Below are 15,001 nucleotides of genomic sequence, written 5' to 3'. Positions count from 1 at the left end.
TTTCCTATGCTTTCGTCGTGTGACGCGCTTCGCTCTGAAGCCTGTCTAGAAATAGGGCGGCGGCAAGCAGATCGGCTGCGCCGCCGGGCGAGACATGGCGTTCGACGAGCCGTGCGTCGAGCACCTTCAGATGACGGCGGCCCGCGAGCGTCGCGGCGCCGCCGTGCTCCAGCACTCGCCGCGCGCCGCTTTGCGTCTCGGCGAGCGCGCCGCGGCCGCCGCGCGCGAGCACGCAGGTGTCGTCGAGACATGACATGACCGCGAGCAGGGCGTTCAGCCGGGCGGCTGTTTCGCTCTCGCCGCGCAGGCGTGAGCGCGCAAGTTCGGGCAGCGCCACCTCGACCACGTGCGGAAAGTCCGCATGCGCCTGCCCCCGCGCGCCGCCGACGTTGTAATCGATGCAGGCCTGCTCGCCTTTATGACCGGTCAGCGCGGGCGTGTGGCGGTCGGGCAGGCGCGCGATCGATCCGGCGCGCGCGGCCACACGATCGCACGACAGGTCGGCCGGTTCGCGCGCGGCGGCCGTCACCAGCAGTCCGAGCGCCCAAATCGCGCCGCGATGCGTGTTCACGCCATTCGTCGCCGTCAGCATGCGCGCTTCACCTTCGCGGCCGAGTGCGCCGATCCGCTCGCGAAGCGCCAGCATGGGCCGGGTTTCGGTGCCCGCGCGCGCCATGTCGGTGAAGATCGGCTCCAACGTCCGGGCCGAGACGCACATCAGGTGCCAGTCGAGATCGTGATGCGCGCCGCGGCTGCGCGGATCGACGAGTCCAGGCTTCGGCGCGAGCGTGACTTCGTCGATCAGCGCTGCTGTGACGTGCGCGCCTAGACGTTTGGCGAACCAGTCCCACGCTTTGGCTTGCGGTTCGCGAACCGTCGCGAGAGCCGTTGCAAGGTTCTCGCGCATCACCAGCTCCGAAAACGTGCAGGCGGCTCGTACAGACCGTCCGACCAGTCGACGAGATCGGCCATGCTCTTCGCCGCCAGCAGCGACCGGTTCGCTTCGCTGCGGTGAATGCCGAGATCTTCGGGCAGCGCGACAAAGCCGTCACGCCGCAGCGCCGCGAGCTTGTCGGGGCTGCTCGTCAGGCCGACGGGCGTGACGCCGGAAACCGCGGCGATCATCTCCTTGCGGTGTTCGAGCGAGCGGGCCTTGTAGAGATAGGCGATGCCTTCTTCCGTCAGCACGTGGGTGACGTCGTCGCCATAGATCATGATGGGCGCGAGCGGCATGCCCGACTCGCGGCCCACGTCGACTGCGTCGAGCGATTCGACGATGCTCGGCTGGCCGCCTGCCTGAAAGGTTTCGACTGTCTGCACAACGAGCTTGCGGCCGCGTTCGAGCGGGCTGTCGGTCTGCAGCAGATCGAGCCATGCGGGTGTCGCATGGCGCCGGCCGTGCGGATCGTGCCCCATGTTCGGTGCGCCGCCGAAGCCGGCGAGGCGGCCATGCGTCACCGTCGACGAGTTGCCCGCGCCGTCCATCTGCAACGTCGAACCGATGAACATGTCGACCGCGTACTGTCCCGCGAGTTGGCACATCGCACGGTTGGAGCGCATCGAACCGTCGCGGCCCGTGAAAAAGATGTCCGGCCGTTGCGCGACGTAGGCGTCCATACCCAACTCGCCGCCAAAGCAATGCACGCTTTCGACCCAGCCGGTTTCGATCGCGGGGATCAGGGTGGGATGCGGATTCAGCGTCCAGTGGCGGCAGATCTTGCCCTTGAGGCCGAGCTTTTCACCGTACGTCGGCAGAATGAGTTCGATCGCCGCCGTGTTGAAGCCGATACCGTGGTTGAGTGACTGCACCTGGTGCCGCTCGTAAATGCCGCGAATCGCCATCATCGCCATCAGCACGTGAATCGGCGTGATGAGACGCGGATCGCGAGTGAAGAGCGGTTCGATGAAGAACGGCTTATCCGCCTCGACCACGAAGTCGATCCACGAACCGGGGATATCCACGCGCGGCAGGTCTTTCGGGTCATCGACGATTTCATTGACCTGCGCGATCACGATGCCGTCGCGAAACGCGGCGGCTTCGACGAGCGCGGGCGTGTCTTCGGTGCTGGAGCCCGTGTATAGATTGCCTTGCCGATCCGCCTTATAGCCGGCCACCAGTACGACGTTCGGTGTCAGATCGACATAGAGCCGCCCATAGAGTTCGATGTAGGTGTGGATCGCGCCGATTTCGAGGATGCCATCCTGCAGGAACTGCGAGATACGCAGGCTTTGCGCGCCGGCAAATGCGAAGTCGAGCTTTTTCGCAATGCCGCGCTCGAAGAGATCGAGATGTTCGGCGCGGCTCACGCTCGGGATGATCAGGTGCAGACCGTTGACGATGCCCGGATCGACCTTGGCAAGCGAGCGTGACAGAAAGTCGGCCTGCTTCTGGTTATTACCCTCGACGACGACGCGATCACCGGGCGCGATAAGCCTCTGCAGGACGTCGACGATACGATCGGTGGGGAGGATGACGCCATCCGCAATCGAGGCGACGCTCGCGAGGCGGCGATGCTTTTCCTCGCGGCGCGTGGCCCAGCGGGATTGATGCGCACTTTGACTGGACATGTGTGATCTCGCTCTAGACATGAAGCGAGTCTAGGGAGCGGGACATGGCGGTTCAATCACCTTGGGGACGCGTCTGTTATCCCGAGGGTAACGATCTTGTAGGGCGAATGCTGAAACCGTGACTGGACGGGCTGTTGAGGGACGCCTCGTTGTTCTGGGGGTTCCCCCTGGGTGGGCTTCCCGGAAACAGATACCTCAACCGGCCGGACCTTGGTGCAGATACCGTCTTGGCAATCAAGCGTTCACGGGGTCGAGATTGCACCGTAAAAGTTGTCAGTGGAAGTAAGCGCCAAATAATGCAGCGCATCTTATGGCCTATGCTAACCCCGATGCGACTGGCTAAACTTTCTTACGAAATAATGAACAGCTTCGATTCATCTGTTGAAACATATCTGTCCAACTTACACTTCGGTCATTTCGCGACCCAATCCATAGAAGTCATCGCCGACCTTTACACTTTCAAAGGCCTCGTCCTCATTCCCGTGCTGTGGTGGATGTGGTTTCAGCAGGACGAGCGCCGCGAATGGCGGCGAGAAATGGTGATCGCGACGCTTCTCAGTAGCGTCATGGCGCTCTTCGTCGGAAGGCTGCTGACTCACTGGTTGCCGTTCAGGGTGCGCCCTATCTATAGCGACGAACTGCATCTGCACTTTGCAGGTAGCGCTCTCAATGACGCACGGCTGACAAGTTGGAGTTCCTTCCCGAGCGATCACGCGATGCTATGGATGGCGGTCGCCACCGGTATCTTCCTCGTGTGGCGAGGTATCGGTGTGCTGGCGCTTTCCTATACCGTGCTGTTCATTTGCGTTCCGCGCGCCTACCTGGGCTTTCACTACCCAACCGATTTGCTGGTGGGCGCCGCCTTGGGAATCGCAATTACCTATGTCGTGACGCGAGATGCGATCCGCGTGCGCTACGCGACTCCTGCGCTGCGATGGATCGAACGCTACCCGGGGCCCTCAGCGATGCTGGCCTTTATTCTGTGCCTCGAACTCGTTACGCAGTTCGACGAACTGCGCAGGCTGGCGAGCGGTGTGCTCAAACATCTATGAACCACGCGTTGCGGTGCGGCGCTGGGAGCATCGGTGGTGGCGCCGCCCCCACGGGGGATTTTATCGAAGCCTGTTTCATCGACGCGGCACGTGCGCCGTTCGCTCAAGCGCGATCTTAGCGGCGGATCGTGCAGTCCAAGGATCATCCTCCGAGACCTCGCAACCAGCATTTGAGTCGCGCGTCTTAATCTGGTCGTTGAAGGTCTTTTCTACGAGCCAGGTTAATTTTCTGTCTCCATAAAGTGTCGCGCTCTCGGAGCGGGCTTGGAAGGAGCGTTGGGTGTCCCGCATGCCTCCAAAGCTGCTACGGCTTTGTTGGCAAGCGCAATCGTTTCTTCGCAAGCAGCCGGGTCGGCGATTGATTGGCATCCGCCGCCATTATTGACACGCGCAATGGCGTTGCGCACCTTCTCGAGTGCCGCACCGGGAGATCCGTTGTCCGAAATGAGCGCCGCTAAATTAAACGCGCTCCCTGCCGGGGTGACGACCCAGTCTGGACAAGCAGGCTTCGCGAGCGCGCCGACGGCAACGAAGGTTAGAAGAAGGCCAGCGCCCGGCCAACGGCGGGGCGATAGCGCAGATGAGTCGAGCATAAGCACCGCCAAGGCCGGCTATTGGTGAGCTGCAGGATTCGGAACGCCATGACATTTACTCTGATTAATTTGCTTTAAATGGAGTATTGTCTTCATTCGAAAAGTATTAATGCAGGCTACATTTATGGTAGCCGATGAAGAGGCCAATGCAAGGAGTCGGCCGAGAAATCGAGCCCTGATCCGTCGGCACGAGATTGCGCCACTTACAGTTGGTTACAAGGGTCCAGCGTCCTGCGAGCGCCCCGTTGGCCCATCAGTCGTCTCGTCAGCAATTCCCCTTTTTAGCTTGTCCCGGTGGGCAGAAGCCGTTGCCCGGACCGCCTTGGGGCCCACCCTGCGGCACGACGACCACGCCCGGCGAATCAGGCACATAGAGCGCACAGCCGCCCAATAGGGCGGCACTCGTTATCAGGAGACAGAAGATTTTTTTCATGGGGTTCCTCGAGGAAGGGCATTCGCCCTTCCTTCATCACGTAATGATCGTCAGAAACTGAAGTTGACGTTGGCCTGATCGGCTGTCGATACATTGACTGCGGACGATTGGGTCGCCCCGCTCACGCTATCGGCTTCCGCGGTGTACTGTCCGGCGGCACTCCCAGCGGAAAGCGCAACCGGCAGGTTTCCTGTATAGGTGCCAGTAACTGGCGCGGCGGCGGGCAGGTTCAGTGCGTAGTTGCCGGTATCCAGGTTGGCGTTCGCGGTCGTGATTTCATAATTAAGACCGCTGATCGATTGCAGCGCTCGTACGATGGCCTGCGCACTGACCGGCAGAACTGTCCCGCTTGCGACGTGCATCGCGGAGGGCGGCAGCACGATCGGTGCCGACGACGTGGCCACGACTGTCGATGTATTCACAACGACCGGCACCGAGCGCACGATACCCGTCGCAACGTTATTCTGCACGATGACGACATCATAGTTGCCGTTGGTGGAACTCTGCTCGAGCGGCGTCAGGACGAACTGTCCGTTGCTGTCGGCAACGGTGCCCTTGATGACGTGGCCGTTCTGCTCCGCATAGACAGCGGCTCCGGCTTCGCTTGGCGCGACATAGCCAGAGATCGTGCCGCTCACGACCGTCGGCGTCGCTGTCACGACCGGCTTCAGACTGTACGAGCCGTTACCTTTCTGGACGATCGATTTGCACGCGTTGAAGTCGAGTACGAGATCGACCAGTGTGTTGGGCTGGACCGTGAACGGCCGGATGATCTTGTAGCCGCTTTGCGTGGCGCTCGGCGTGTCAAGCGGCTGCTCGCTGCCACCCGTTGGAACAATCGAATTCGCCAATGCGTTGCCCTGATTCTGCGCGAGCACCAGACGAACCTGTTGATACTGGCCAGAGGGCAACGCGGTTTGTCCGAGGTCGGCCAGCACGCCGTTGGTCAACGACAGCAGATCGATCTTCTGCGGACTCGCCAACGCCACGTCAGTCCAGCCGCCGTCAGCGTCACCGGCCTGCGCGTTCGTGTTGACGCGAACCTTGCTGACCGTCACATAGACATGATCGAAGCCGCATGACGGGGAGTCTGTCATCTGGACATGGAGCGTGCCAGTGGCCGTGCTGCCGCCATCGCCACCTCCGCCTCCACATGCGGCAAGCGCGAGTGGAAACGCCAGCATGCACGTCAGCGTTCTGAGTATCGTTTTCATGGGGAATCCTCCTTCATTGTTGTGAGCTGAAGAATACGGAAACGCCCTGTAAGTGAATCGAATAAATTGCAACGATCAGTAACCAGAATGTTGCGCAAACTGCTGGCGTGCCGGGAGAAACCTTGGGCGCCAATTTGCATGTGATGCAGCGTGCATCCGCAGTGCCAGGCCAATGCGCAATTGCGCTCGCTCGACAGCCTGCTGCCGCATCAGGGAGAACGCGAGGCCCGGATCTCGAATAAATCCACCCTCGGGCAGCAGTCAGTACTCGCTAATGGCTATGATTAGCTGAATAGGAGATGCGGCGATTCCCGATTGCCCGTTTCAGTGCTTCCCCAAGCCGGTGAGCCGCGGATCTGACAGGAGATAAGACATGAAGAAATTTCGCGTACTTCTCGCGTCGCTGATCATCACCGGTATGCTGGCCGCGTGAAATCGGAAGGTTGCCATTCAGATGGGCACATCCCCATCCAATTCCGCACCCGTATTGTCTGAATCCGTATCTTCCGCGACGTGCATTCCGTAAGCGACCATTCTCCGATACAGCGTGCCGCGCGAAATGCCGAGGGCCGTCGCTGTTTCTCCCAGCCGGTAATCGTGTCGCAGCAAAGCGGTTTCAATGACACTGCGCTCGGCTTGTTCACGTATACAATCGAGCGTCGCTGTTCTTCCGGCCGTCTGCGATTCGAGGTCGAGATCGAGATCTCGGGCTGTCAGCAGCCTGCCTTCAGCCATGACTAGCCCACGGCGCACGCGATTGATCAGCTCGCGCACGTTCCCCGGCCAGTGGTACTTGTGCATTGCGTCTATGGCCGACGGCGTGAAGCCGTGAATCTTGTGGGTGCTGTCGGCTTTGTACTTCTGCAGGACGTAGTACGCCAGGACTTCGATATCCTTACCGCGCGCGCTCAGCGGTGGTTCGTCAACGCGCAGCACGCACAGGCGATGGAACAGGTCGGCGCGGAAACGCCCTGCGAGTATGGCGGCTTCGAGGTCGACGTGGGTCGCTGAAATGATGCGTATGTCGACGGGAATCGACTCGTTGCCACCGAGCCGTTGGATTTTCCCTTCCTGTAGAAAGCGCAGCAGGCCGGCCTGGGTCTCAAGCGGCGTGTCGCCAATTTCATCGAGAAACAGGGTGCCCCCGTTCGCCGATTCGATGCGGCCGATCCTGCGTTCGTGCGCGCCAGTGAATGCGCCACGTTCATAGCCGAAAAGTTCAGACTGCAAAAGATGATGTGGAATCGCGCCACAATTGATCGCAACGAAAGGCGCTTTTCGGCGCGGCGAGCACCGGTGAATCGCGAGGGCGGTGAGTTCCTTTCCGGTACCTGATTGGCCGGAGATAAACACGCTGGCGTTCGTGTTTGCGACCTTGCGGATGGTGCTGAACAGCTGTTGCATTGCTTCGCAGGTGCCCACCATCGTATTGTCGTCCGTGACCAGGGCGCCGGTGGCCGTATCGACGTAGTCCAGTGCCGCCATCCCTCGCGCGTGGCCAAGCGCATGCGAAATCCACTCGGCCGGCAGCGGCAGCGTGACGTAGTCGAAACAGAAGTTGCGAATCAGTTCGCGAACCGCCTTGCTTGCCGATTTGCCCTCAGCAGTGATTGCCACCCAGCCGATCGTAGTCTGGCTCAGACATGCCTTCAGGGTAGGAAAGTCGCGCGGCGTAAAACCGTCGAAATCTATCAGGCCCGCGGCTACGCCACATTTCTTCGTCGCAGCCTCGGCTCCGGCGGCGGTTTTCGCCAGGACGACTTCCCAGCCGGCTGAACGTATTTCTTCGATCAGCGCTTCGTCGGGTGCGCGAGCGACGCAGATCACCCGGCGCTGGGTGTCCGGCTGGAGTGGGGGGGCGCACTGCGCCGGGTCGGCACTCACGCAGGAACTCGTTCGAAAATGGTCGGGTGAATTTGCCATGACACTCCCCCTGTCCTACTTTCTTTTTTCATTGCCAGCCTGACAATCGACAGCGCAACGACGTTTGGTATGTCGATGCTACTCGCTGTGAACGCCAAAGAAAATAGTCTTGATACTGTTGCTCCAGCGTCGTGGTCAAAGATCATGTACAGGAATAACGTCCCGACTTGCTGATGGGTAAATGCGTACTTATACCTGGGAAGTCAGATTCGATGCACATCGCCGATGTCCGGCGCGCGTCATGCCGTCTCGCGTGTCCCTTGCTGTCTAAGCCGTTTGATCACGTGCTAGCCCCCGCTCAACGTGGGGAGCAGAATCCTGTAGATGTGAATAAACGCCGGACCCAGCAGGACAGTAAGAAGGGCAGGAAAGATGCAGAAAATGAGTGGGAAGAGGAGCTTCAACGCGATCTTCGAGGCCTGCTCTTCGGCACGCATCCGGCGGCGTGTGCGCAGGGTGTCAGAAAGTACGCGCAACGAGGAGCCGATGCTGGTGCCGAAACGTTCGGCTTGAACCAGCATTGCGCAAAAGGCGTCGACATCCTCCACGCCGGTGCGCAGAGAAAGGTTGCGTAGCGCTTTCTCCTTGGTAAACCCGGAGCGCATTTCCAGTAGCATCAGTTGGAGTTCGCTTGCGACCACTGGGCTTCGCAGTTCGATTTCTCCCGCCACTTTCACTAGCGCCGCGTCGAGGCTGAGGCCCGCTTCGACACAGACTGTGAGGAGGTCGAGCGCGTCGGGAAAATCTTCAAAAATTGCACGCTTTCGCCATGCGATGCGACGTGTCAGCACGAAATTCGGCAGGTAATAGCCGATCGCGCCGAGCAGGGCGAGCAGGGCCATCGACATGTACTTCTGCGCCGCGAGTGGCGTACTGGCGAGCCACGCAAGCGCAACCAGCGGCAGCGCGAGCGCAAGCACGGTTTTCGCGGCGAAGTAGAGTGCTGCGGCCCCCTGCGTGCGCCAACCTGCGTTCATCATTTGCACACGCAGCGCCGAGTTTTCCCAGCCCTCAACGGGGACCGATAGTTTCGAAATCGGCTGTGAGATCTCAGCGAGCTTTTCGAGCCATGCTGACCCAGTTGGCATGTTGCCTTGTTCTGATATGGGCAGGTTGGCTCCTCCTGCCTGTTCGATCCGCCGACGCATATCGCGCGGAGAGAACAGCAGCATTGCCGCGAATACCGCGCCGAACACCAGCGCGAAAAGGCCGGCCAGCAACAACATATGCATCGAGTCGAGCGTTTGCATGAACAACTCCTAAATATTCTGTTCCGCGGCGAGCATGTGAGAAGCTCTATCAGACGCGAATTTTCACGATGCGCCGCATCCACAGCACGCCGAAAAACATGGAGAACACCACAGCCTCTATGATCTTGATGCCGGCCGGGTCCTGCCACAGTACGTCGAGGAAAGTCGGGTTCAGGACCATCATGAAGCCCGCGGTGGCGAACGGAAGCAGGCCAAGTATCCACGCCGACAACTTGCCTTCGGCCGACAGCACGCGGATCTTGTCGAACAGCTTCAGCCGTTCGCGGATCAGCATTGCAATGCCGTCCAGTATTTCCGCCAGATTGCCACCCGTCTCCCGCTGAATGAGGACCGCGATCACGAAGTAACGCAGATCGCGGATCGGTACGCGTGTAGCGAGGTTCATCAAGGCCTCGTTCAGTGAGACGCCATAGTTGATTTCGTCGAACGTGATGCGGAATTCGGCACCCATCGGCTCGGCGAACTCAGAGCCGACCATGCCGATGGCGCTGGAGAACGCATGTCCGGCGCGTAGCGCGCGGCTAATCATGTCAGCGACATCGGGCAACTGGCGTTCAAGTTGACGCAGCCGCTTGCTGCGCTGACGGCTCACATGGAGAAACGGCAGTACCGACGTGCACAGGGCCGCGAGTACCGCGAACATCGTCGGTACGGGCGTGAATGTGGCCAGAGCGAGTACGGTTGCAGGCAGAGCGAAGGTCGTGCCGATCAACCGCGCTATCGACCACTTCAGTCCGCTTTGCTGAATCCACAGGTCGAGCGTCTGGATGCGAGGCATTTGCATCAGCAGCTTGTCGAGCAGTTCCGACTCGCTCAACATGCGCTGCTTCAGGATCGTCAAACGTTCCTTGTGGACCTGACCTCCAGCGGACAATGCGCGAATACGTGATTCGATCCGGCGGGCTGCAGGGCCGTGACGATTGTTCCACCACTGGTACCCGCCCTCGAGTGCGAGAACGACTGCGAGGAACAGGAAGACGGCGAATGCGTAGAAGATCGGGTTCATGCAGGTCTCCTTAGACCGCGCGATTCAAAAAGAGCGGATCGGTTCAGCCGGATCACGTGGTTTCAAAGTGCCGCCCCGGGTCGTAGGTCTGGTCGGGCAACGCGACGCCGAATGCCTGCAAGCGTTCGGCGAACTTTGGACGTACGCCGGTTGCGCAAAACCGCCCACGCACGATACCGTTCTCATCGACACCGGTTCGCTTGAACGTGAAGATTTCCTGCATGTTGACGATGTCTCCCTCCATGCCGGTGATCTCCTGGATGCTCACGATCTTGCGTCGGCCGTCGGTCAACCGCGCTGCCTGAACCACAACGGAGATGGCCGATGAAACCTGCTGACGCATGGTTTTGGTCGGCAGCGACAGGCCCCCGAGGTTGATCATGTTTTCGAGGCGTGTCAGCGCATCGCGCGGGGTGTTCGCGTGAATAGTGGCAAGCGATCCTTCGTGACCGGTGTTCATCGCGTTGAGCATGTCGAGCGCCTCGGCTCCGCGCACCTCCCCGAGGATGATGCGATCTGGTCGCATCCGCAGGGCATTGCGCACCAGCGTGCGCTGCGTGATCTCGCCACGCCCTTCGATATTCGGTGGCCGCGTTTCGAGCCGCAGCACGTGCTGTTGCCGCATTTGCAGTTCCGCCGCGTCTTCGATCGTCACAATGCGCTCATTGTCCGGAATGAAGCCCGACAGGACGTTGAGCAGCGTCGTCTTGCCGCTGCCGGTTCCCCCCGACACCAGAATGTTCACCTTCGCGCGCGCCAGTGCATCGAGCACCTCCGCCATCGGCGGTGTGAGGCTCTGCAAGTCGATGAGGTCGGAGATTTGCAGCGGATTGACCGCAAACCGCCGGATTGAGAGCAGCGGTCCGTCCACCGCGGAGGGCGGAATGATTGCATTTACCCGTGAGCCATCTGGAAGCCGTGCGTCGACCATCGGGCTCGATTCATCGATCCGGCGTCCCACGCGCGACACGATCTTCTCGATCACCTTCATCAGGTGTGCGTCGTCGTAGAACTTCACGTCGGTCAGTTCGAGTCGGCCTTTTCGTTCGACGTAGGTGTGTTTGTACGTGTTGACGAGAATGTCGGATATCGTCGGGTCGCGCAGCAGGCTTTCCAGAGGGCCGAACCCGAACATCTCGTCGTAGACGTCGATCACCAGCTGCCGCCGTTCGAGATCGTTGGCCGGCGCCTTTTCTTCTTCGAGAATGCGCGTAATGAGCGCACCGATTTCGTGACGGACCTGTTCAGGCGGCATTCGCGCCAGACGTTCCAGTTCGACTCGCTCGAGCACGCACTGATGTATTTCGCGTTTCAGCGTCTGATAAGCGGTCCGTGCCATGTGGTTTGGCGAGTGCTGCCCGTTTTCGCGTTCGCCGAACGGCTGCACGCGTTGAGCGGAAATCTGTTCACGCAGCGACATGATGGTCTCCTATGGTGTCTGTTACATAGCCTTGAGCTTTGGTGCCGGGCTGCGTCCGAAGAAGCGGCTGAGCAGCGGCTCAGCCTTGACGCGCGCCTCTTCGGATCCCGCTGAAAGGCTGACGATGTTGTTCGCGAGCGCAAGCAGACTGCGTGACACCGCGCTGTTGTGGCTCAGCTTCGCTACCGGCACGCCGTGATTGACTGATTCCGACACGGTGTCGGCGTCTTCCGGGATGATCTGATAGGGACGCATGCCGAGAACCTCCTCGAGCGCGGTCCGTGCGCGTTCCTGATGGCGCGTGTAACGGTTCAGAAGCAGCCGCGTACGGTCAGGCGGATACGCGAGCGACGCCAGAATCTCCTGGAGACGGCGGCCTGCGCGTACGTGCGGCATGCTCGCCTGCAAGACGAGATGGATCTGATTGCTGCGGTCAAGCGCCACGATGGAGAGCGGATTGATCGATTGTCCGAGATCGAAGATCACCATGTCGTAGCGCGGAACGGCGACGCCCAGAATCCATTCGAGCCTTTCTTCCTTGATCTCAGATGCCTTGATCGGATCGCCCGCGCCGGCGAGGATATGAAAGGTGTCGCTCACGTGGACGAGGCAGGCATCGAAGAAGGCCGCGTCCATCCGCTCCACCTGCGCGCACACCTGCGGCAACGTCGACGGTGGTCTTTCGTCGGTGACCAGAAAGGCAGCATCTCCGTAAAGCTGGTTGAGGTCGATCAGCAGCACGCGTTTTTGCTGGCTATCGGCGATCGCATGAGCCACATTGCTGGCGATGAAGCTGGTGCCCGCTCCGCCCTTGCAGGACAGGAATGAGACGATTTGCGTTTCATGTGTGCCAGTCAATGCCAGTTGACTCTCGATGCGCGACAGCGCCTCACCGAGCGAAGCCTTGTTGAGCGGCCAACCGAGCACGTCGCGAAAACCGGCCCGCATGGCTTCGATCAGCGTCTGCGGCGACGCATCTGGAATCAGCAGGATGGATGTGACCTGGGAGCGTCGATTGCACAGCTTGCCGACGACCGGAAGTTCGGCGGTTTCGAGTGACACTGCATCGACGATCAGCACGTCGAAGGCGTCCAGACTGTCGCCGCGTTCAACGAGCGAGGATGGTCTCCCGGCCACGCGGGTCGTGCGATAGTTGCCGCATTCACCGATCAGATTCACGATTTTGGCCAATCGCGTGGCGTCTTCCGAAGCAATGAGAATATTGATCATGGTCGTGGCTGCCTGGGTGTGTTGTGTTATTGACAGACGGCGCCGCCCGTCGACGTTGCGAGACTTTCGCGCGGCAGGGTGGTCGTGAGCGGTGGCATCTTTAGCGTGAGGGGCACGAACGGAATCATGGTTTTCACGCTGACGTTGGTGACGCTGACGGTGACCAACGTGCACGTGCTGCGTGCCGTGGTGGCGTCGGAATCGCAACCGGACGGTGTATACGTGACCGCCACATTGGATGCGGCGAGCAGAGGCAGCAGGCTTGTTATCCTGCTTTTGATCACCGCGGCATTGGCGTCGCAAACCGTGGCGGTGCGTGCGCCGAGGCGGACCGCTTCACTCGCCGTGTTCCAGTAAAAGAGCACGCGGCCCATTTCGCAAATGCCGATCAGTAAGGTGCACAAGATGCCTGCCACCAGCGCGAATTCCACCACGGCCGCGCCGCGTTGTGCGCGCAGTCGCGGTGACCGGGAAAGAGGGCTCGGATTCATGACACTTGCCTCATCACGGTGACGATGTTGCCGAACGTCAGTTGCGACAGATTGAAGTAGGTCAGGATCGGTGAGTACGGATACCCCTTGATCTTGACCTCGACGAGGTTGATGCTGCCGGCTGCGTTCGAAGGACCGGTTCCGTTGTCGTTGTCGTACGTCGGGACGTTGGTGAACTGCGCGGGGTCCGAGGCATCGGCGCAATTGGTCGTGTGAGCACTGTCGCACACGACCACCATCGCGGTCGTCAAGCCTGCTACGAGCTCCGCGCCGCTGCCCGGCGCCGCGCAGGTCGTACTGCCGTAGACGGCGAGGCACTGCGCCTGTGCGAGTGGGTAGGCGCTGTCGGACGGCAGGTAAGTGGACAAATAGCGAGCAGCATTGCGGGTGGCTTTTGTGAGCGCTTCGTACTGGTAAATTGCGTGGCCGAATTCAGCCACGCCGGCGACGAGCGTCACGAGCGGTATCAGCACGATGGCGAATTCCACGGCGGCGACACCGCGCATGCGTGCTGGACGGCTGGAGCGTTTGTTCATGACAGTCCCCTATTGAAGCAACACTGGTACTTGCGGGCCGACTGAGCTGCCGGAACCAGGAACACCCTGCGTCGCACACGGGCTTCCCGGTGCCGACGACGAACCGCGGTACTCCAGATGGACCGGGCCCGGGTTGCCACCGGAGTCCATCGGGTCAAGCATCAGCACACAGTCCCAGGAAATGACCGGAGCCTGGTGGCTGCTTGCCAGCACCCCGCAGTCCAGTTCGGGCGCAAGCGCGAGACGCCGGTCGGCACCGAGCGGGTAGTTGCTCGCGCTGTATGTACCTTTGGTGTTGGAGCCGGAGAGCGTGTCGCCCTGGTAAGGCTGAAACGTTTGACGTTTGCTGACGAAGTTGCTGTATGCGTCCTTCAGCGTGGGCCACGACGTTGCGGTGTACGCATATCCGGTGAAGTCGGGTGCGCCGTCGGCTGGCCCCTTGTACGAGGTGCCGTAGATCCCGAAGCGTGTGTTCCAGGCGCCCGAGTCGGCGACCATGTTGCCTGCCGAGCCGATGTTCGCGCCGGCAGCGGGCAGAGCGCAATAATTCCCGGTTAATTCATTCTTGATGGAATTGGCGCTATTGCTGCCGTCGAGGGCGGCCCATCCAAAGTTGCCAGGGCCGAACGCCGGCGACGCACCGGTTTTTGACGCGATCCACTGGCCGACCGTATACGTTTCGCCTGCTGTCGGTGGCGTGGTTTCGGTTCCTGCCTTACAGATGAACGCCGGAATCGCGCAGGTGGTTTGCGCGGCGCCGACAGTTGCGACGGCCGTGGCGGAAACGGTGGCATTCGCTATGCTCGTGCCGCTGAACGCGCCAAGCACCTGTATGAACCAGTTTGCGATATTGGCTTTGGCTGTCGTGCATTTTGCGTACTTGATGTTTGCCGGCGTGGCGACGGAGCTCTTGGGCAGGAACGGATTGTTCAGCGAATCGCTGAACAGCACGCTGCTGTCTGTTGTCATCTGCACGGCGCCGCTCTGGAACAGCGCGTAGTTGAGATGGCCGGCAGTCATGCCGGCCGCCTCGGAGACAGACAGATTGACTGTTGCACCGGTGAGATCGCGTGCGGCGGCCAGCGCACAGGCATCGGCGCTGTTCTGCAACTCGCTTCGGGTCACATACAGCTTGCCGAGATCGAGTGCAAGGCCGACGAAGCCGATCAGCGCCACGAGCGACAACGCGACGATGATGGACACTGCGCCGCGCTCGCCTCGACGAGCTGCACCGCACCTGCCAGATTGATTGACGCTACGCATG

Annotated in this window: 12 protein-coding genes; 1 reads left to right on the top strand and 11 read right to left on the bottom strand. The window is 60.6% G+C overall.

Annotated elements, in window-relative coordinates; translation table 11 throughout:
• Positions 1 to 4: 4 nt before the first annotated feature.
• Positions 5 to 907, bottom strand: coding sequence for a triphosphoribosyl-dephospho-CoA synthase (locus P0D71_RS27225; RefSeq protein WP_408483014.1), 903 nt, complete (start codon positions 905 to 907; stop codon positions 5 to 7).
• Complete coding sequence (mdcA, locus tag P0D71_RS27220; protein WP_408293854.1) at positions 907 to 2,568, bottom strand: malonate decarboxylase subunit alpha; 1,662 nt, start codon at positions 2,566 to 2,568, stop codon at positions 907 to 909. The genes P0D71_RS27225 and mdcA overlap by 1 nt, the downstream gene beginning before the upstream one ends.
• A 359-nt stretch (positions 2,569 to 2,927) precedes the next feature.
• Between mdcA and P0D71_RS27215 the strand changes: the two genes are divergently transcribed.
• The gene (locus P0D71_RS27215) at positions 2,928 to 3,620 is read left to right on the top strand and encodes a phosphatase PAP2 family protein (RefSeq protein ID WP_408342139.1); all 693 of its coding nucleotides are present in this window, start codon (positions 2,928 to 2,930) and stop codon (positions 3,618 to 3,620) included.
• A gap of 1,076 nt (positions 3,621 to 4,696) precedes the next feature.
• On the opposite strand, the gene P0D71_RS27210 is transcribed toward P0D71_RS27215, so the two are convergent.
• The 9 genes from P0D71_RS27210 to P0D71_RS27170 form a co-directional block, all read right to left on the bottom strand.
• A complete protein-coding gene (locus P0D71_RS27210; RefSeq protein ID WP_408184351.1) occupies positions 4,697 to 5,860 on the bottom strand; it encodes a DUF4382 domain-containing protein in 1,164 nt (387 codons plus the stop codon).
• 450 nt (positions 5,861 to 6,310) lie between these two features.
• Complete coding sequence (locus P0D71_RS27205) at positions 6,311 to 7,783, bottom strand: sigma-54 dependent transcriptional regulator (RefSeq protein WP_408483011.1); 1,473 nt, start codon at positions 7,781 to 7,783, stop codon at positions 6,311 to 6,313.
• Between the two features lie 287 nt (positions 7,784 to 8,070).
• The gene (locus tag P0D71_RS27200) at positions 8,071 to 9,033 is read right to left on the bottom strand and encodes a type II secretion system F family protein (protein WP_408483009.1); all 963 of its coding nucleotides are present in this window, start codon (positions 9,031 to 9,033) and stop codon (positions 8,071 to 8,073) included.
• A 49-nt stretch (positions 9,034 to 9,082) separates the two neighbouring features.
• Positions 9,083 to 10,060, bottom strand: coding sequence for a type II secretion system F family protein (locus tag P0D71_RS27195; RefSeq protein WP_408293845.1), 978 nt, complete (start codon positions 10,058 to 10,060; stop codon positions 9,083 to 9,085).
• Positions 10,061 to 10,112: 52 nt separating this feature from the next.
• Positions 10,113 to 11,480 carry a TadA family conjugal transfer-associated ATPase gene (locus tag P0D71_RS27190; RefSeq protein WP_408342143.1) on the bottom strand — a complete coding sequence of 456 codons (1,368 nt, stop codon included), beginning with the start codon at positions 11,478 to 11,480 and terminating at the stop codon, positions 10,113 to 10,115.
• A gap of 21 nt (positions 11,481 to 11,501) precedes the next feature.
• Positions 11,502 to 12,710: a CpaE/TadZ family protein gene (locus P0D71_RS27185; protein ID WP_408342145.1), complete on the bottom strand. Its 1,209-nt coding sequence runs from the start codon at positions 12,708 to 12,710 to the stop codon at positions 11,502 to 11,504.
• Positions 12,711 to 12,736: 26 nt separating this feature from the next.
• A complete protein-coding gene (locus P0D71_RS27180) occupies positions 12,737 to 13,201 on the bottom strand; it encodes a TadE/TadG family type IV pilus assembly protein (protein WP_408184345.1) in 465 nt (154 codons plus the stop codon).
• Positions 13,198 to 13,707: a TadE/TadG family type IV pilus assembly protein gene (locus P0D71_RS27175; RefSeq protein WP_408184357.1), complete on the bottom strand. Its 510-nt coding sequence runs from the start codon at positions 13,705 to 13,707 to the stop codon at positions 13,198 to 13,200. Before P0D71_RS27175 ends, P0D71_RS27180 begins: the two co-directional genes overlap by 4 nt.
• 39 nt (positions 13,708 to 13,746) lie before the next feature.
• Positions 13,747 to 15,000, bottom strand: a complete 1,254-nt coding sequence (locus P0D71_RS27170; protein ID WP_408184344.1) for a pilus assembly protein TadG-related protein — start codon at positions 14,998 to 15,000, stop codon at positions 13,747 to 13,749.
• Between the last annotated feature and the right edge of the window lies 1 nt (position 15,001).

It is taken from the genome of Paraburkholderia sp. RL17-383-BIF-A, from assembly GCF_046028015.1.
Classification (GTDB): Bacteria; Pseudomonadota; Gammaproteobacteria; order Burkholderiales; family Burkholderiaceae; genus Paraburkholderia.
The sequence above is the reverse complement of the archived record's forward strand: the minus strand, read 5'-3'. Positions and strand labels throughout refer to the sequence as shown.